The organism is Ferrimonas marina, from assembly GCF_900129905.1.
GTDB lineage: Bacteria > Pseudomonadota > Gammaproteobacteria > Enterobacterales > Shewanellaceae > Ferrimonas > Ferrimonas marina.
In genome coordinates, this window is record NZ_FQXG01000011.1 from 1 (window position 1) to 17,999 (window position 17,999).

A 17,999-nucleotide genomic window follows, 5' to 3' on the forward strand; every position below is an offset into this window, starting at 1 on the left:
AAGCGGGAAGCGAGCCTCAAGATGAGTTCTCACTTGGACTTTAAGTCCACTGAAGGGCCGTGGAAGACTACCACGTTGATAGGCAGGGTGTGTAAGCGTTGTGAGGCGTTGAGCTAACCTGTACTAATGACCCGTGAGGCTTAACCATACAACACCCAAGTGGTTTTGTTTGCTGGATATCCAGCACTTGTAAGAATTAAGAGAAAGACGTTCGCAAGAGCGCAGCTTATCTAGATTGACGTTTTTTGTCTGGTGACAATAGCGTTGTGGTCCCACCTGATCCCATGCCGAACTCAGAAGTGAAACGCAACCGCGCCGATGGTAGTGTGGGAGTTCCCATGTGAGAGTAGGTCATCGCCAGACGCTTATTTAGATTAAGCCCCTGTCTTCGGACAGGGGCTTTTTCGTATTTGGCGCCCCTCTTTAATGGCAGCATGTTCCTCTATTGTTGGCCTTCAAACATCTTCTGCTCTGTTTCGTTATTACCGCTTTCCAACTGAATCACATTGGTTTTTTCGGCCCACTCGATGCTGAACAATATCCGGTGTAGGCTAATAACTTGTCCCTGAATTCATTCTGAATTGACACCGGATTGTCACTGACAGGGAATAGGAGAGTGCGTATGCTTGCGCCTCGTTAACAGGGAGCTTGCATGCGTCGTTTCATCCATTCCGTGTTGCTGATGGCACTGTCCTGCGGCACTGCATTGGCACAAGAGGATCTTGAGGTTGCCGAACCTCAAGCCGGACGCACCCGCAACGCTGCCGTTCCCATCGCTTTCTCCACCTCCAGTATGGGCTTGTCCGTGGGGGCTGCGGCCTCCCTGCAGGGGATTGGTCAGCCCCAGGCTCAGGTCGTCGCCATCGGCGCCTACTCGGAAAACCAGAGTTACGTTACCTATCTTGCTGGCTACAACTACCAGCTGGTGTCCGGTTCCCGTTTCTTCTTCGATATCGAGGGCTTTGTCGGCCGCTTCAAGGAATCGACCCTGCACCTTGACGGCGACATGCCATTTTCACCTCCGGCGGGCAGCCACGACTCGGCCTTCGAGGATGCGGTGGTCGGTCTGCAGAACCAGTGGGATGTGCGGGGTACCGTTCGATACCTGTTGCCGCTGGGGGCGGGCAGGGAGCCCACACCGAGGCGCCCCGAGTTGCGAGAGGGCCTGCCGGTGCCTAAGGCGGAGCGTCAGCAGCAGCGCCAGGGTGCCTACACTGCACTGGAACTCTCCCCGTTCTACGAAAAGCGCTACGTCGGCCCGCTGGACCGCACCGAGCTCAGTCAGGGCCTGACCCTGACCTTAGAGCACGACGCTCGCAACTTCCTGCCTTCGCCGACTGACGGCTATCGCTTCTCGCTGGAGGTGGATCGCGATTGGGGTAGCGAGGATCGGGTGGCCTATACCCGCTGGCAGGCCCAATACCGCCACTACTTCGATCTGGGCCAGAGTGATTGGTCCAAGCAGCAATCGGTGGCGCTGACCGCCTACCTGTCCGATGTCCCGACCTGGGAGGGGGGCAGTGAGGGAGATCTGGCAGCACCGCCCTGGTTTGCCCAGTCGACCCTGGGGGGCTGGTATCGACTGCGGGGCTACAGCAGTGCGCGCTATCACGACCGCAGCGCCATCTATTACGGTGCTGAATACCGCACCGTACCTACCTGGCAGCCCCAGGGCGGGATCCCCTTCATCAACCGCTATCGCTTCCCCTGGTATGAAGTCGCCTTGTTTGGTGGGGTGGGTCGGGTCAACCATGAGTTCGACCTACCGGAGCTGCACCGTGACCTGCAGTGGTCCGCCGGCGTTGGTTTACGGCTTTGGGTAGAGAATGTGCTGGTGCGGCTCGACCTGGCCTTTGCCCAGGACGACAGCGGCCTGGTGGTGGCAGTAAACCAACCCTTCTGAATCCGCTTCCAATCACAGGTGGCAACAGCCACCTGTGGCCTCCCCATTGGGGTATAGTGCTCCGCTTCATGAAGTAGAGAGGGCAGCATGAGCCAAACCGTCACCCCCGAATTGCACTACACACCACTCCAGCCCGAGCACTTTGCCCAGGTCGTGGCCTTGGGCAATGCCGTCCACGGTGAAGGCTACCTGACTCTGCCGATCCTTGAGGACTGGGCGCAGCGCGGCCATGCCAAGGGCATCAACGCCAGCTACGTAGCGCTTAACCAGGGACGTTTAGTGGGATTCCGCATCACCTTTGCGGTAGGCCAGTGGCAACCGGATGACTGGTGCACCCCCTCCCAGTGGCCGGTGAATCCGGCGCAGGTGTGCTACTTCAAGTGCAACACCGTGGCGCCGGATTGTCAGGGCCAGGGCATCGGCTCGGCGATGTTGAGTCACTCCATCTCCGCCGCCCAGCAGCAGGGTGCAGTGGCCGGTTTAGCCCACATCTGGAAGCAGAGCCCGGGTAACAGTGCGATGCGTTACTTCCAGCGCTGTGGTGGTGTGCTGATCGCCAGCCACCCGGGTAAATGGCGTCAGGCCAGCCTGGAGGGGTACGACTGCGTGGTGTGTGGTATCCCCTGCAGCTGTGAAGCGGCGGAGATGCTGCTGGATTTTGCTCAGCTGCCTGCCGCCCTGGCAGACAAGGTCGCTAGCACTCGCTGAAATCGCTGCCGATGACCCCGGCCTTGGGATCGTCCGGTTGGGTGGTGGCGTTAGGGTTGAGGTAGTAGAGGTAGCAGCGCTGGTTGTTGACCTGGTAGCCGTAGGGAAAGATCACGAAGCCCCGGCCCATGCCGTCGGCACTGTAGCCCCGGCTGGCAAACCAGCCGCCACCCCGCTGGCGCACGCACCAGCGCACGTCGTCCAGATCGCAGCTGTTGCTGTTGACCTGCTCAGTCGCTTCAAAATCGGTGAGGTGGATAAAGGTGTTGTTCCAGCGGCCGTCGGGGATGCCGCCACGCAGGCGGATCTGCTCTCCAGAGTCCAGGGTGAAGCGGCTGGCCGCGGCATTGATCTGCTCCGGTCGGAGCTGGATCTGCATGTTGGTCATCGACAGGGTAGAGCGCAGGGCGCCGGTCATGGCGCGCATTGCGGCCTGATCGGCATCGGTGGAGAGACTGATAAAACGTGGCGCTGCGGTAGCGGCCAGCATGCCCACCACGGCAATGACCACCACCAGTTCAACCAGGGTAAATCCCTTGCTGCCCATCTCTCTTTTCATCCCTGCATCCTTACTGCCGTTGGGTGAACTACCCCAATCTCGTTTCCTCGCCAATTTAACAACTTGAAACAGTAAACGCTAGCGCAACCAATCCCCAGGTGGTATCGGTGCAGTGCTAGGTCAGGCACTGGGATGCCAGCTGCCGTACCTGGGCATAAGGCACTTCGGCCAAAGCTCCGTAACCGGTCAACTGACGTGCCTTGACCTGGGTCAGCCAGGGGCTGGGCAGCCCCACCAGGAAGCGCGCCGCCAGGGTGGCGGTGAGCGCGGTGTGGCACTGGTTGGTGATGGTCTGCTGCAGCGGCTGAAGCCAGGACTGGACGGTTGCAGGCTCCGGCAGCGGCAGTTCAGGCATGGGCTGAAGCTGAGCCGGCTGATGGCGACAGGCGGAGCAGTGGCCGCAGGCAGTGGGGGCCTGGCCATCACCAAAGTAGTGGGCCAAGGCATGGCTGAGGCAATCCGGCGCCTGCAACAGCGCCAGCATCTGTTCGATGCGCTGCACCTCGCTGAGCTCCTTCTGTTCAAACTGCTGCAGCAGCTGCTGTGCCAATGCCTCCATCGGCGGCAATGGCTGGTGCACCCGGTAGACCTCGGTCATCTGTTTGCTCTGCAGCTCCACCAGGCCCCGATCTGCCAGGTATTCGATCGCCGCCATGGCACGGTTTCGCTCGGCACCGTAGGCCTGGTACAGCGCTTCAAAATCTGCCTGGTACCAGGTGCGCCCCTTGGGGCTATGGGCCAGCAGGGCCTCGAGAAAGACCCGGCGCTCGCCCTGGAAGCGCGCCAGCAGCTCGGAGACCTCCACCAGCAGCTTGAACTTCACCTCGGCAAAGTAGCTGTACTGGGGCTCGATCACCCCCGCCATCTCCAAATAGACCAGCAGGGTGCGCAGCGGCAGCGGACGAATGTTGCTGGCCTTGGACAGGGCGTTGCCCATCAGCTCCCACTGGTTTCCCGCCTGGGCTATCTCCTCCAACACCCGCTCGATGCCGGCACGCTCCGGGGTGTCACCGTAGACAAAGTTCTCCAACACACTGCGGTTGGCGAGGTTGGCCATCACCAGGCATTCGCTGGGCTGGCCGTCACGGCCGGCCCGACCGATCTCCTGGGAGTAGTTCTCCACTGATTTGGGCAGGTCATAGTGCACCACCAGGCGGATATCGGCCTTGTCGACCCCCATGCCAAAGGCGATGGTGGCCACGATCAGATCCAGCTGACCGGCCATAAAACGCTGCTGGATCCCCTGGCGTTGTGGGTGTTCCAGGCCCGCATGGTAGGCGCTGACCTTGTGCCCGGCAGCGGCGAGCTTGCTGGCCAGCACCTCGGCGGTTTGCTGTTGGGTGACGTAGATGATGCCAGGCCGATGGCGTCGAGTGTCCAGGTAGCGCAGCAGGGTGGCCTCCCGCTGCTCCGGTGCCACCGCCTCGACGCTCAAATCCAGGTTGGCCCGGTAGAAGCCGGTGGTGACGATGTTACCGCTGGGGATGGCAAACTTGCTGGCCATGTCCTCAATCACCTTGGGGGTAGCGGTGGCGGTCAGCAACAGGACCTGGGGGATGTTCAACTGCTGGCAGTAGCGTGGCAGCTTGAGGTAGTCGGGACGGAAGTTGTGGCCCCACTCCGAGATGCAGTGGGCCTCATCCACCACCAGCAGGGACAGGGGCACCTGGCCGATAAAGCGACGGAAGCGCTCGTTCTTGAGCCGCTCTACCGAGATCATCAGCACCTTGAGCTGACCCGCCCGGGCCGCGTTCATCACCGCCTGGCTCTCGTCATAGCTCTGGGTCGAGTCGATGGTGGCGGCGGGGATCCCCTTGGAGTGCAGAAACGCCAGTTGATCCTGCATCAGTGCCAGCAGCGGTGAGATCACCAGGGTCAGGTGGGGCAGGGCCAGGGCCGGCAGTTGGTAGCACAGTGACTTACCGGAGCCGGTGGGAAAGATGGCTGCAGCGCTTTGGCCGGCCAACAGGGTGTCGATCGCTTGTTGCTGACCGGGGCGAAACTGGGAGAAACCGAAGTGCTGCTGGAGCAGTTGCTGGGCTTGGGGCATGGTGAGTGCTGACGGATGGGGGATGCCAGCGAGTGTGACGCTAGCCCCAGTAGACTGTCAACGACCAAGACAACGCAAAAGGGCCGCGATGGCGGCCCCTTGTTGGGTTTGTTGCGATTACTGCTGGTAGGTGGCCTGGAACAGGCGCTGACCGTTGATGGTGAAGCTGTCGATCATCTGCTGACCCTCTTCGCTCACCAGCCAGTCACTGAAGGCTTCGGCGCCGGCGTGGTTGAGGTCCGGGTAGTGGGTCTCGCTGACCAGGATCACCTGGTAGGGGTTGAGCAGGCTGTCATCGCCTTCGTGCACCACCTCCAGTTGCAGACGCTCCATGAACGCCAGGTAGGTGCCACGATCGGCCAGCACGTAGGCTTCCATCTCACTGGCGGTCAGCATCGCCGGGCCCATGCCCTGGCCGATGGCGGAGTAGCCGGTAAAGTCGGTGGCCACGCCGGCTTGCTGCCACAGTGCCAGCTCCTTCATGTGGGTGCCGGACTCATCCCCACGGGAAACGAAGGGACGCTGCTGCTCGGCGATCACCTTGAACGCCTTCACTGCGGAGTCCAGTTGGCTCAGACCGGCAGGGTCCGCCTTGGGGCCCAGGATCACAAAGTCGTTGGCCATCAGCTGACGAGGTACACGGCCATAACCGTCCTCAACGAATTGAGCTTCTGCCGCCGGAGCGTGGGTCATCACCACATCGACGTCGCCGTTACGGCCATGGCGCAGGGCCTTGCCGGTACCGGTGGCGATCACCTGAACCTGGTAGCCGGTCTTTTCTTCAAAGGTAGGCAGCAGGTAGGCCAGCAGGCCGGAGTTGTCGGTGCTGGTGGTGGTGGCCAGCTTGATCACCTTGTCGTCGGCGGCTTGGGCACTGACGGGCAGAACCAGGGCCAGCAACAGAGCGCTGATAGTGTGCTTCTTCATGAGTCGGGGTCCTTATGGAGTTCAGCAGGTTAGAAGTTGTACTGCAGGCCAACGGCCAGGTAACGGTCGTCGTTGTCGCGGCTATCCCACTCCACACCGGTGTAGTAGGCGTGCACGCGCAGCGGGGTGGACAGGCGGTACTCACCACCCAGGGTGTAGCTGGTGTTGGCCTTGCCGGGCACATCACCGTCGCTGTACTGCACCTTCAGCTTGGTTTTGCCGATGGTGTAGTTGGCAGAGACCAGGAAGGCATCGCCGCTGGCACCGGCCTCGTCGCCATCCACGATCTCTTCGTCGGAGTAGATGGCACCCAGCTCAAAGCCAGCGATGCTGCCACCGACGGTGGCGCGCAGGATATCGCGGTTGGCAACCTTGCTGTCGTAGGCCACAGCGGCGTAGAAGGGCTGCAGCTGGTAGCGAGCGTCACCCAGCATCAGGGCGCTGGACAGGCCGGAGTCGCCGTTGTTGCCGTTCTCTGCCACGTAGGTGATCTCTGCCATCAGCAGGTTGGCGATGCGGGGGCTGGTGTAGGACACCTGCTGGCCGGCACGCACCTCACCACCCATGGTCTTGTTCAGATCACCGTCGAAGGTCAGGAACTGCTCGACGTTACCGCGGGAGCGCTTCAACGCGGTATCGCGTCGGCCCACGGTGGTCATACCGAAGTCGCCCTTCAGGCCGATGAACTGGTTACGATGGCTGAGGGGGTCGCCGTCGGTCACCCGCAGGCCAAACTCCGCCTGGTAGATCGCCTCCAGGTTGGCACTGAGCTCATGGCTGCCGCGGATACCGAAGCGGGAGCCGTGGCTGGCTACCTTGGTCTCGCTGTTACCGGCCACCTCGTTGGCCTGAGCGGTCAGGTTAAGCAGACCGTAGAGTTCCGGGGTGTCGGCCAGGGCGGTGCTGGGCAGGGACAGGGCAGCCAGGGCGGCGGCGACAGGGGCGTACTTGAGTTTCATTGAATCGACTTTCCTTAGGGTTGAATCCATCGCGTCACTGCGTGAGTTGAAGCGAAGAGGGCCGAAGTGCTGGAGAGGAGTGCCCAGCGCCCCGGCCCGAGATGCGCTAGATAATTGCAGAAAAAACAATGAGTTCAATTGGACACTTTGTCCGGCGTTGCGGGGCTATAGGGGATTGTGGAGGGTGATTTAAATCGCTTTTAGCGATGTCTGGCGATTATGGGCTGTGAGAAGGGCCGATCTGAGACGGAATGACCCGGCAATCTGTTTTGCTCTTCCCTTAGGCGGACTCTTTGGGTCTCTGGCGGTGGGCTCAGGTCACACATTGGGTTTGCTTGCGGGAGCGGCAGGAGCCTTGAACTGTGAGGTGGATCACGCTCGAGGGCTGTGTGGGCCGAGGCTGTTCGAAACTGAGCTTTTGGACTGAGCAAGGAAGGCCGGTTTGGACAGAGGGGCTTAGGTAAAAAGGCGGGTGATTGTCGGTGCTATATCCCTGGGCAGAAACAAAAAAACGCGGCCCGGGGGCCGCGTTGTAATGCAGGGAAAGCGCTGGCTTAGTTGATCTTCACGTCGGAGGACATGGTGATGTGATCGGCGCTAAGGGCTTCGATACGCTGCTCTTCGGTCACGTCGAACTCGATATCCAGCTCGTCTTCCAGCAGGTACCACAGCTGCGGCTGGGTGCTCAGCTCGATCTCCAGGCTGGTCAGAACCAGCTCAGCAGTGTCAGCACGCGGTGCTTGGGCAACGTCAATCACCAGCTCCGGCAGAGCAGTCACGGTCTGGTCGGTGATGATGACGTGGCTCGGAGCCAGTTCTTTCATGCACTTCATGGTGTTCCAGTCGTAGCCCCACTCCAGGCAGTAGGCCTCGTAGTTGGCATGCATCACCTGGGTGTAGCTCTCCAGGGTGGTGGCCAAGCTCAGGGTACCGGCCAGCATGTTGGCGTAGCGCAGGTACTCGTTGCTCAGATCCGGCAGGCTGATGCTGTAGGGATCGGCGTGCAGGTTGACTGCCTTGACGACGAACTCATCGTTGGGAGTAAAGTAGGTGCGGGTCTGTACCATCAGCTCCAGCTCGGCCGGCACGAAGATGTGGTCTTCGTGCTTCATGTTCGGCCAGCGGAGGCTGGTGCCGTCAAACCAGGAGGCGTAGAAGTCGTGCTCAGCGATGTTTTCCACCAGCACCTTATCGGCCATCTTGTACTCCACCGGCAGGGCGATCTTAATGTCTTCCTGGGCGTCGTGGTAAACCGGGTAGTGCTCAACGATGGCGTAATCCAGGTAGCCGGCTTGGTCCAACTGGGACAGCAGGAAGGCGCCTTCGTTATGGCTGTCCAGGGCGATCTCGTAGCCCGGGTAGGCATTGGACTCATCCAGGAAACGCTCTTCGCCGTTGGCGAAAGCGGCAATGGCAGAGCGGCTCACGTTGGCGTTGGTGACGTCCACCAGGGTGAACAGGTCGGCGCCTTCCGCCAGCTCCAGCTCTTCCTCGGCCAGGTTGTCACAGTCGGCAGCCACCAGGCCACGGGCCAGCTCAGGGGACAGCTCGATGACGGCGTCTTGCTGCAGCAGGCTCTGCTGAACGGTGATGTAGTTGGTGTCGGCGTCGTTGCCCAGGGCGAAAGTCACCAGGCTGTCTTCGTCCTGGTTGAAGGTGATCTGGCCGTTCTCGTCGGTGATCAGCGCGGTTTCCATCAGGTTACCGTCCAGGTCGTGCTGCATCAGGCTCAGGCCCGGAACCGCACAGATGGCGAACTCTTCGCGCTCGATCGGGTTTTCAGTTTCCGGCAGTTCAATCGGGTTCTCGATGGTCGGCGGCGGTACGATCGGGTTCTCGATCTCCAGGCCCGGATCTTCGATCGGGTTTTCAATGTCGCCGGAGCGCTTCACTTCGGTGACGAAGGTGAAGGTGGCGTTCTGAACCGCCGGGCCCTGGTTGTCGTTATCGTTGTCTTTGCTGGAGCTGCAGCCCGCCAGAATGCTGGCGCTGATCAGGGTCGCTAACAGTTTCTTGTTCATGGTGTATCCGTTTCTCACTGAAACCGGTTTATCCAAAAAGGGAAAAACCAAAGAAAAACCGACACATTGTGATGCGTCGGGAAATTGGCGCGAATTAGGCCATATGCTCTAGTTTCTGGCAAGCCGTCATGGAAATGTCATCTGTTTGGTGAATGTTGCAGAGTTATGTGCTCGTCCGTGGGGCGTAAAAACTTGAAGGGGGATGACGCGAAAGGGTGTAAGAGATCCGCTTTCGCGTAAGGCTCCAGAGAAAAACATCGCTAAAACAATAGCTTTAGAATCTAGATTCTCGAGTTGTTGGTGTCGGCTTGGCAGCTAAAGCGCGGACAGGTTGCGGGTGATACAGGCTTGGCGTTTCGCAACGGCGATATGTTGGGCAACGGAGGTGAGAAGGGTGAAAGGGGCGACTGCATTGTCGGTGATCGAATGAGCAGAGATGTAAACAGCTGACAAATAGGGGCAAACCCTAAAGTGTGAGCCGAGTCACCTCGGCTGGTGCGGCGTGGGACTGGTTGTCGCGAAAGGATATTTACCCTGGCGGCGAGGTTACGAGCTTCACTCGAAATGGCCGCTAAGTTGACCTCATTCGTGGGCAACAAAAAGGGGCCCATAAGGGCCCCTTTTGGTAACGCGGTGGCGTTAGCCGTAGCGTTTGCCGGCGTAGGCGGGGGCGATCAGATTCTGTACCGAGAAGATCTCCTCCAGCTGCGCTTCGGTCAGCAGGCCACGCTCCAGTACCACCTCTTTGACGCTGCGGCCGGTTTCGGCGCAGATCTTACCGACGATGTCCCCTTCGTGGTGACCGATGATCGGGTTGAGGTAGGTGATGATGCCGATGGAGTTGAACACATGCTCTTTGCAGCGCTCAACGTTCACGGTGATCCCTTCAACACACTTGCTGCGCAGGGTACCGCTGGCGTTGCCCAGCAGACGGATGGACTCGAACAGCGCCTGGCCGATCACCGGCTCCATCACGTTGAGCTGCAGCTGGCCGGCCTCGGCGGCCATGGTGACGGTGACGTCGTTGCCCATCACCTTAAAGCAGACCTGGTTCACCACTTCCGGGATCACCGGGTTGACCTTGGCGGGCATGATGGAGGAGCCAGCCTGGCGTTCCGGCAGGTTCAGCTCCTTCAGGCCTGCACGGGGGCCGGAGGAGAGCAGACGCAGATCGTTGCAGATCTTGGACAGCTTTACAGCGGTGCGTTTCAGCGCGGCCTGCAGCATCACGAAGGCGCCACAGTCGGAGGTAGCCTCGATCATGTTGTGGGCCTTCACTAGCGGGCGGCCGGTGATGCGGGCCAGGTGGCTAATGGCCAACTCACTGTAGCCCGCCGGGGTGTTCAGGCCGGTGCCGATGGCGGTGGCTCCAAGGTTCACCTCGTGCAGCAGTGCCGCGGTGTGGCGCAGGTTCTTCACCTCTTCGCGGATCAGCTCACCAAAGGCGGTGAACTCCTGGCCCACGGTCATCGGCACGGCGTCCTGCAGCTGGGTGCGACCCATCTTCAGCACGTCGGAGAACTCCCCGCCCTTGTCCATAAAGGCCTGCTGCAGCCCCTCGAACTCGGCTACCAAACCGTCGATCGCCTCCAGCAGGGCGATGCGGAAGCCGGTGGGGTAGGCGCAGTTGGTGGACTGGCTGTGGTTCACATGGTCGTTGGGATGGATGTGCTGGTACTGGCCCTTGTCATGGCCCATCAACTCCAGCGCCAGGTTTGCCACCACCTCGTTGGTGTTCATGTTGACCGAGGTACCGGCACCGCCCTGGAACAGATCGGTGGGGAACTGGTCCATGCAGGCGCCCTGCTGCAGGATCTGGTCACAAGCGGCGATGATCTGCTTCGCCACATCGGTGGGGATGGCCAGCAGGTCGCGGTTGGCCATGGCCGCAGCCTTCTTGACCTGGACCATGCCACGGATGAACTCGGGTACGTCGTTGATGGTGGTACCGGAGATCTGGAAGTTGTCCATCGCCCGAAGGGTATGGATGCCGTAATAGGTGTCGTTGCACACTTCACGACTGCCGAGCAGGTCGTGCTCCGTACGGCAACCGCACGGGCTGATCTCGTTGATTCCTTGCATTGGGCGCTCTATGGTTCTGGGCACATGGCCTGGGTGGGTCTCAATGTCGTGACGATTATAGGGATGGTGCGAACGAACTCTGTGATCTGGCGCACGCTGTGGCCCGGGAAATTCCGCTAGGTGCCGACGAGGAAATCGATTAACCGAGGCGGTCAGCCAAGGCAGGTATGCCAACTCACTGACCTCCATAGATTTGCAGACATCAGGAGCATAATGGCAACGAGTAAGGGGCGAGGCTTGCAGCGCGAGTTTTACCGGCGAGGCCCGGATTATCGCCATGGCGAGCCCAGCAGCTTCGCCGAGATCAAGGGCCAGTTCGGCCTGGGCGGCATACAGATTGGTGCCTGGGTGACCAAAGCCGAGAAGGCGTTGGCGGCGGATCTGATCTTCGATGCCATGGCGGACCTAGCGTTCCTGCTCAATGTGCCTCCGGCGCTGCTGGGGCTGCGGGGCGAGCTGGACCTGGCCTTTGGCACCGGTGGACAGCCGGGGGTGCAGGCCCACTATGCCCCTGGCAGTCGAACCCTGGCGCTGGCCAAGAACGCCGGGGCCGGCGCGCTGGCCCACGAATGGTGGCATGCCTTCGACCACTACATCAGCGATCATCTGTTTCCCGATCATGGCCAAAGGATGGCGATGGCCAGTTCGTTATGGCTGGCGGCGGTGCCGGTCCAGCCCCATCCTCTGAACCGCCGGCTGGAAGCCCTGTTTGCCGCCGTGATGCTGACCCCGGATGGCGAGCAGCAGCACGATTACGTGCGCCGCAGCGTCGCCCTGGATAAGCGCCTGGGGCGGCGCTATTTCAGCCAGCCGACCGAGATGATGGCCCGGGCCTTCGAGTCGGTGATCCAGGCCGACGGTCGGATCAAGAATCGCTACCTGGTCAGCGGTACCCAACAAAGTGAAGCGGCCCAGGCCGGCGCCTATCCCGACGAGACACACCTGCTTACGATTCGCTCAGCCTTACTGGGCTATTTTGAGCCCCTGGGCACAGCCTTGCATAAGGCCCTATGATGCAATGAATTGAGCATGTTGCCGCACAACAGGGAGAGGGCAGATGATACGATGGAGTGTGATCCTGGCAGCGCTGGTATTGGCCGGTTGTGCCACGCAAGAGTACGCCAGTGAAGTAGACCGTATCCTGGCGGAGGAGCAGCTCTGTACCGGGCTGGTGGACACCCAATACGAGCTCAGTGCCACGGTTTGGTCGAGCGACGGCGCTACCCCAACCTCTGGCCCCGCCCCCTCGGCGTCGTCCCGCTGCATCACCGATCCTGCCGAGATAGAGCGGGTACAACGGGAGCAGGAGCGCCCCTGAAGTTCTAGTTACGCAGTCCGCCACGGTGCAACTGGATCTGCACGTGGAGGAAATTAAGCTCTGAGGAGCTAGGAGCTAGGAGCTAGGAGCTAGGAGCTAGGAGCTAGGAGCTAGGAGCTAGGAGCTAGGAGCTAGGAGCTAGGAGCTAGGAGCTAGTTGCTAGAAAAACGTCGTGCCATCGCCCGGCGTTTTTTGTGGCAGGCAAAGACGGGTTTGATTCCCAAAGCCACGCCATTTGTAGAGGGGTGTATCATAGAATCCAGCCCCGCCTCTGGGATTTTGCGCCCAAGGATGGTGAGATACCCCTTTTACCCTATGGCCGGTGCACTGCACCCTCAGGGGCGTCCCCCCCTGCTGCCTTTTGGACGGAACTATGGATCGCATCCTTATCATTCGAGTCGATAAGCTGGGTGACTTTTGTCACTCATTGCCCGCCTTCTCCCTGCTCAAGCGATCGCTGCCCGACAGCCAGATCGACGTTATCGTGGCCCCGATCATGGAACCCTTTGCCAAGGCGATGCCCTTTATCGACAACGTGCTGGTCTACCGCAAGGAGGACGACAACCTGGTGGAGACCCTGCGTGAGCGGGATTACCAGGCGGCGATCGTGATGCACAGCCACAAGCGGATGGCCCAGATCGTCAAGGAGGCGGGGATCCCCTACCGCTTGGGTCAGCGTCGGAAGTGGTTCCAGTACCTCTACACACACCGCGCGCCGATCAACCGCAGCGCCTGCCTGAAACCGGAGTGGCGCTACTGTACCGATCATATCGAGTACTTCCTCTGCAAGAACCATATCCCGCCGGCGGATATCCACGACCGGGTCTGGCAAAGCCCCGATGATCGTGGCCAATGGCAGCAGTTCTACGGCCAGGCCGAGGGCGAGCGGCTGGTGTTTATCCATCCGGGCAGCGGCGGCTCTGAAGGCTCGTTGTCGACCCAGCAGTTCGCTGAGATCGCCGACAGCCTGGTCAGACATACCGAACAGCGGGTCAAGTTTGTGGTGACCTTCGGCCCGGGTGAGGAGTCGCTGGCCCAGGAGGTGGTGGATAAGATTGCCGGGCTGGGCCACACCGCGGTCAAGGCACCGCCGTTGGCGGCGGTCGAGGAGTTTATCCGCTCTTTGGCGGCGGCGGACATGATGATCGCCGGCTCCACCGGGCCACTGCACGCAGCCAGCCTGCACAACGCCATCACTGTGGGCTTCTACCCGCACAAGACCCGCGACGATAAGATCCGCTGGCAGACCCTCAGCGAGGATGTGCGCCGGCTGTCGTTCTCACCGCCGCAGGGCAAAGAGACCGGGACCCAGTTGAAGCTGATCGATGCCCAACTGGTGGGCCGCAAAGCGGCGCAGGTGCTGCACAAGCAGTTCAGCTAGCCGTTATGGCTGGGATCAAAAAACGCCGGGCAGTTGCCCGGCGTTTTGCGTTTCTGAGTCTTTCCTGGCTTAAGCCGCCTGGGTGGGGATGCCGTTGCCGGTGCCCTTGATCTTGTTGTCGGCATCCAGGTAAACCAGGCTGGGCTGGTGGGCCTGGGCTTCGCCGTCATTGAGGCCGACGTAAGCGCAGATGATCACCCGGTGGCCCGGGCTGGCCTTGTGGGCCGCAGCGCCATTGACGGAGATGATACGGGAGCCACGCTCACCGGCGATGGCGTAGGTGGCGAAGCGCTCACCGTTGTCGATGTTGTAGATCTCCACCTGTTCAAACGGCAGGATCCCGGCGGCGTCCAGCAGGTCCATATCGATGGCGCAGGAGCCTTCGTACTCCAGTTCGGCGTGGGTGACCCGCGCCTGATGCAGTTTGCCTTTCAGCATGATGCGTTGCATGGCAATTCCTTTTGTAAAACGAAAAAATGCCCCGCCGCTCAGGACGACAGGGTGAGGGTCAGGTTATCGATCAGGCGGGCCTTACCCAGGTAGGCGGCCGCCAGGATCACCAATTCTTGATCGCCGGGTGTGGCCGGCTGCAGGGTGGTGGCGTGGCAGATGCGAAAGAAGTCTGGCTCGAAGCCACGCTCCGCCAGGCGCTGCTGGGCTTGCTGCTCCAGCGTTTCGCGGTGTTCCAGCCCCATCTCGTCCAGCGCGGTGGCGGTGAGGTCGAGGGTCTTCTTCAGCTCCGGGGCGATGGCCCGCTCCAGCTCGGTGAGGTAGCCGTTGCGGGAGCTCATCGCCAGGCCATCGGCTTCCCGCACCGTGGCGATGCCGACGATCTCCACCGGCAGGTTCAGATCCCGCACCATGGCGCGGATGATCGCCAGCTGTTGGTAGTCCTTCTGGCCAAAGCAGGCCAGGTCAGGCTGCACCAGGTTGAACAGCTTGGTGACGATGGTGGTGACCCCACGGAAATGGCCCGGGCGGCTGGCACCGCAGTGCAGATCCGACAAACCCGGTACCTCGACAAAGGTCTGCTCGCCCAGACCGCTGGGATAGAGCAGCTGGGTGTCCGGGGTGAACAGCAGATCGCAGCCCGCCGCCACCAGGCGCTTCTGATCCGCCTCCAGGGTACGGGGGTAGCTGTCGAGATCCTCGCCAGCACCGAACTGCATCGGATTGACGAAGATGCTGGAGACCACCTTGTCGGCGCGGCCCTTTGCCTGGGTGACCAGCTCGATGTGGCCATCGTGCAGGTTGCCCATGGTGGGGACGAAGGCGACCCGAAGGCCCTCCTGGCGCCATTGGCGGATCTTCTGTCTCAGTCGATTGACGTCACTGATGGTCTGCACGGCGACTCCTAAAAACTGTGCTCCGGACCAGGGAACTGACCCTGGCGTACCTCATCGGCAAAGGCGGCAGTGGCGGCCTGGATGCTGCCATGTTCGGCCAGGTAGTTCTTGGCAAACTTGGGGATGTAGCCCGAGGTGATCCCCAGCAGGTCGTGCATCACCAGGATCTGACCGTCGGTGTCCGCGCCGGCACCGATGCCGATCACCGGGATGGTCAGGGCTTGGCTGATCGCCTTGGCCAGGGCGGCAGGCACACACTCCAGCACCAGCATCGCGGCGCCGGCCTGCTCCAGTTGCTTGGCCTGGTCGAGGATCGCCATGGCGGCGTCATCGGTCTTGCCCTGCACCTTGAAGCCGCCGAACACATGTACTGATTGTGGGGTCAGGCCAAGGTGGGCACACACCGGCACGCTGCGCTGGGTCAGACCACGAACGGTCTCCAGCAGCCAGCTGCCGCCTTCCAGTTTGACCATCTGGGCGCCGGCACGCATCAGGGTGGCGGCATTGCGGTAGGCGTTTTCCGGGGTGTCATAACTCATGAAGGGCATGTCGGCCATCACCAGGGCACTGGGCGCCCCCTGGGCCACACAGCGGGTGTGGTAGGCGATCTGCTCCACCGTCACCTTGAGGGTGTCGGCGTCGCCCTGCAGCACCATCCCCAGGCTGTCTCCGATCAGCAGCACCGGGATATCCGCCGCCTCGAAGGCCGCGGCAAAGCTCGAGTCGTACGCTGTCAGCGCCGCGAACTTGCGCCCGTCGCGCTTGTAGCGCGCCAGGGTGGAGGTGGTGATCTTATCCATAGACAACGGGTCTCCTAATTTGAGCAGCCCGTTATATGACAATTGCGGGGACGATTCAACGTCCGAACCGAATGGATCAGTCCGGCAGGTGGCAACCGCCGTCGTGGCGATAGAGGGGTTGGGCTGGGCATTGGGCCAGCAGGGTGGTGAGTTGGCGACCGTCCGGCAGGGCCAGCTCCGGTGCCAGTTCAAACAGCGGGATCAGGACAAACGCCCGCTCTGCCATGCCGTAATGGGGCAGGGTTAAACGCTCGGTGCAGAGGGTGGTGTCGCCGTAAAGCAGCAGATCCAGGTCCAGGGTACGGGCCCCCCAGCGCTCCAGGCGCTGACGGCCCTGCTGGGTTTCGATCCCCTGCAGGGCATCGAGCAGGGCCAGTGGTTTTAGCTGGGTATCCAGCACCGCCACCGCGTTGGTGTAGTCCGGCTGCTCCATCCCCGCCATTGGCGGGCTGCGGTAATAGCTGGAGCTGTCCACCAGTTGGCTGTCGGGCAGTTGGGCCAGGGCGGACAGCGCCTGGTCCAGGTGGGCGACGGAGTCACCCAGGTTACTGCCCATGCCAACGTAGCAGCGGATCATGCGTCGCTCTTGGCGCTGGGCTTACGACGACGGGGACGACGGCGACGGCGATTGCCTTCACCACCGACGTTGCGGGCCATCTGGCGACGACCCTGCTCATCGGCATCCTGGAACTGGGTCCACCAGCGGGCCAGTTCCAGCAGCTCTTCATCCTGCTCCGCCTCGGCCCGCAGTAGCAGGAAGTCGTAGGCGGCGCGGAAACGCGGGTGTTCGTACAGGCGGAAGGCGCGGGCACCGGAGCGCTTCTCCAGTCGGCCTTGCAGCTGCCAGATCTCCTGGGCCGGGGTGGTAAAGCGGCGCGGCAGTGACACGGTTTTGCACTGCTGGCTGATCGCTTCGCCACAGGCGGAGGTCAGGGCATCGTAGGGCGGAACCCCCTTCTGCTGACGCTTCTGGCTGATCTCCTCCACCACGTACCACAGCAGCGCAGCGTAGAGGAACGCCGGGGTCACTGGCTTCTCCGCGGCGACCCGCTCGTCGGTGTTGACCAGCATCGCCTCGATCAGGCGTTCTTCCTTGCCACCGGGGCTGCGCTTCAGCTGCGCTTCCTGCAGCGGGAACATCGGCTCCCACAGGCCGTATTCGCGCAGCATGCGGAAGTTTTCCAGGCCCTTGCCGGACATCAGCAGCTTGAGGGTTTCCTCGAACAGGCGGGCCGGCGGGATGGTGCCCATCAGCGGCGCCAGGCGAGGGATCGGCTTGGCGGTCTGCTTCTCCAGGGTGAAGCCCAGCTTGGTGGCGAAGCGCACGGCGCGGATCATCCGCACCGGATCCTCGCGGTAGCGGGTTTCCGGATCGCCGATCAGGCGCAGACGGCGGGCCTTGAGGTCTTCCATGCCACCGAAGTAGTCGCGCACGCTGTAATCGCTGATGTCGTAGTAGAGGCCGTTGACGGTAAAGTCACGACGCTCGGCGTCTTCATCGATGGTGCCGTAGACGTTGTCGCGCAACAGGCGGCCGCGGTCGTCCTGCTTGGCGTTCTTGCTGGTGTTCTCTTCGTGATGACCACGCAGGGTGGCGACCTCGATGATGTCACGGCCAAACAGGATGTGGGCCAGGCGGAACCGACGACCGACCAGACGACAGTTGCGGAACAGACGGCGGATCTGCTCCGGGGTGGCGTTGGTGGCGATGTCAAAATCCTTGGGCTGGTGGCGCAGCAGCAGATCGCGCACGCCGCCGCCCACCAGGTAGGCCTCAAAGCCCGCCTTGTGTAGGCGATAGAGCACCTTCAGTGCGTTTTCACTGATGTCATTGCGGGAGATCCCGTGGTGTTTGCGGGGGATCACCGCCAGTTCTGCGGCATCACTGGGCGCGTTGCCAATCAGTTTTTTTGCCAAAGATGTCAGGCGCTTAAGAATGGTACAC

The 17,999-nt window shown here is 61.4% G+C and carries 16 protein-coding genes and 2 rRNA genes; 7 read left to right on the forward strand and 11 right to left on the reverse strand.

What is annotated here, in order from left to right; genetic code table 11:
- The 4 genes from BUC04_RS21260 to BUC04_RS21275 form a co-directional block, all read left to right on the forward strand.
- A 23S ribosomal RNA gene (locus BUC04_RS21260) occupies positions 1–148 on the forward strand; the annotation flags it as partial.
- Positions 149–248: 100 nt separating this feature from the next.
- Positions 249–363, forward strand: a 5S ribosomal RNA gene (gene rrf / locus BUC04_RS21265).
- Between the two features lie 289 nt (positions 364–652).
- Positions 653–1,903 carry a BamA/TamA family outer membrane protein gene (locus BUC04_RS21270; RefSeq protein WP_067662516.1) on the forward strand — a complete coding sequence of 417 codons (1,251 nt, stop codon included), beginning with the start codon at positions 653–655 and terminating at the stop codon, positions 1,901–1,903.
- An 87-nt stretch (positions 1,904–1,990) separates the two neighbouring features.
- The gene (locus BUC04_RS21275; RefSeq protein ID WP_067662513.1) at positions 1,991–2,611 is read left to right on the forward strand and encodes a GNAT family N-acetyltransferase; all 621 of its coding nucleotides are present in this window, start codon (positions 1,991–1,993) and stop codon (positions 2,609–2,611) included.
- Here the strand turns inward: BUC04_RS21275 and BUC04_RS24255 are convergent.
- From BUC04_RS24255 to aspA, 6 genes are all read right to left on the reverse strand, one after another.
- Positions 2,598–3,170 carry a prepilin-type N-terminal cleavage/methylation domain-containing protein gene (locus tag BUC04_RS24255; RefSeq protein WP_067662510.1) on the reverse strand — a complete coding sequence of 191 codons (573 nt, stop codon included), beginning with the start codon at positions 3,168–3,170 and terminating at the stop codon, positions 2,598–2,600. The two genes, BUC04_RS21275 and BUC04_RS24255, sit on opposite strands and share 14 nt — an antisense overlap.
- Positions 3,171–3,285: 115 nt before the next feature.
- Positions 3,286–5,220, reverse strand: coding sequence for a RecQ family ATP-dependent DNA helicase (locus BUC04_RS21285; RefSeq protein WP_067662507.1), 1,935 nt, complete (start codon positions 5,218–5,220; stop codon positions 3,286–3,288).
- A 117-nt stretch (positions 5,221–5,337) separates the two neighbouring features.
- Positions 5,338–6,147, reverse strand: a complete 810-nt coding sequence (locus BUC04_RS21290) for an ABC transporter substrate-binding protein (RefSeq protein WP_067662504.1) — start codon at positions 6,145–6,147, stop codon at positions 5,338–5,340.
- Positions 6,148–6,176: 29 nt separating this feature from the next.
- Entirely contained in the window at positions 6,177–7,106 is a 930-nt protein-coding gene (locus tag BUC04_RS21295; RefSeq protein ID WP_067662502.1) for a porin, read from the reverse strand.
- 554 nt (positions 7,107–7,660) lie between these two features.
- Entirely contained in the window at positions 7,661–9,127 is a 1,467-nt protein-coding gene (locus BUC04_RS21300) for a hypothetical protein (protein WP_067662499.1), read from the reverse strand.
- A 639-nt stretch (positions 9,128–9,766) separates the two neighbouring features.
- A complete protein-coding gene (gene aspA, locus BUC04_RS21305) occupies positions 9,767–11,209 on the reverse strand; it encodes an aspartate ammonia-lyase (RefSeq protein WP_067662497.1) in 1,443 nt (480 codons plus the stop codon).
- Positions 11,210–11,422: 213 nt separating this feature from the next.
- Here aspA and BUC04_RS21310 point away from each other — a divergent pair, with 213 nt between their 5' ends.
- The 3 genes from BUC04_RS21310 (at position 11,423) to BUC04_RS21320 (ending at position 13,908) form a co-directional block, all read left to right on the forward strand.
- A complete protein-coding gene (locus tag BUC04_RS21310; RefSeq protein ID WP_067662495.1) occupies positions 11,423–12,223 on the forward strand; it encodes a CLCA_X family protein in 801 nt (266 codons plus the stop codon).
- Between the two features lie 43 nt (positions 12,224–12,266).
- Positions 12,267–12,527, forward strand: coding sequence for a hypothetical protein (locus BUC04_RS21315; protein WP_067662492.1), 261 nt, complete (start codon positions 12,267–12,269; stop codon positions 12,525–12,527).
- A gap of 373 nt (positions 12,528–12,900) precedes the next feature.
- Entirely contained in the window at positions 12,901–13,908 is a 1,008-nt protein-coding gene (locus BUC04_RS21320; protein ID WP_067662489.1) for a glycosyltransferase family 9 protein, read from the forward strand.
- 69 nt (positions 13,909–13,977) lie between these two features.
- Here BUC04_RS21320 and panD read toward each other — a convergent pair whose 3' ends face one another.
- The 5 genes from panD to pcnB form a co-directional block, all read right to left on the reverse strand.
- A complete protein-coding gene (gene panD / locus BUC04_RS21325; protein ID WP_067662486.1) occupies positions 13,978–14,358 on the reverse strand; it encodes an aspartate 1-decarboxylase in 381 nt (126 codons plus the stop codon).
- A 38-nt stretch (positions 14,359–14,396) separates the two neighbouring features.
- The gene (gene panC, locus BUC04_RS21330; protein ID WP_067662483.1) at positions 14,397–15,254 is read right to left on the reverse strand and encodes a pantoate--beta-alanine ligase; all 858 of its coding nucleotides are present in this window, start codon (positions 15,252–15,254) and stop codon (positions 14,397–14,399) included.
- Between the two features lie 8 nt (positions 15,255–15,262).
- Positions 15,263–16,054 (reverse strand): 3-methyl-2-oxobutanoate hydroxymethyltransferase, encoded by a 792-nt coding sequence (panB, locus tag BUC04_RS21335; RefSeq protein ID WP_067662480.1) that lies wholly within the window; start codon positions 16,052–16,054, stop codon positions 15,263–15,265.
- A gap of 76 nt (positions 16,055–16,130) precedes the next feature.
- Entirely contained in the window at positions 16,131–16,631 is a 501-nt protein-coding gene (gene folK / locus BUC04_RS21340) for a 2-amino-4-hydroxy-6-hydroxymethyldihydropteridine diphosphokinase (RefSeq protein WP_067662477.1), read from the reverse strand.
- Positions 16,628–17,971: a polynucleotide adenylyltransferase PcnB gene (gene pcnB, locus BUC04_RS21345; protein ID WP_143165835.1), complete on the reverse strand. Its 1,344-nt coding sequence runs from the start codon at positions 17,969–17,971 to the stop codon at positions 16,628–16,630. Before pcnB ends, folK begins: the two co-directional genes overlap by 4 nt.
- Positions 17,972–17,999 lie beyond the last annotated feature (28 nt).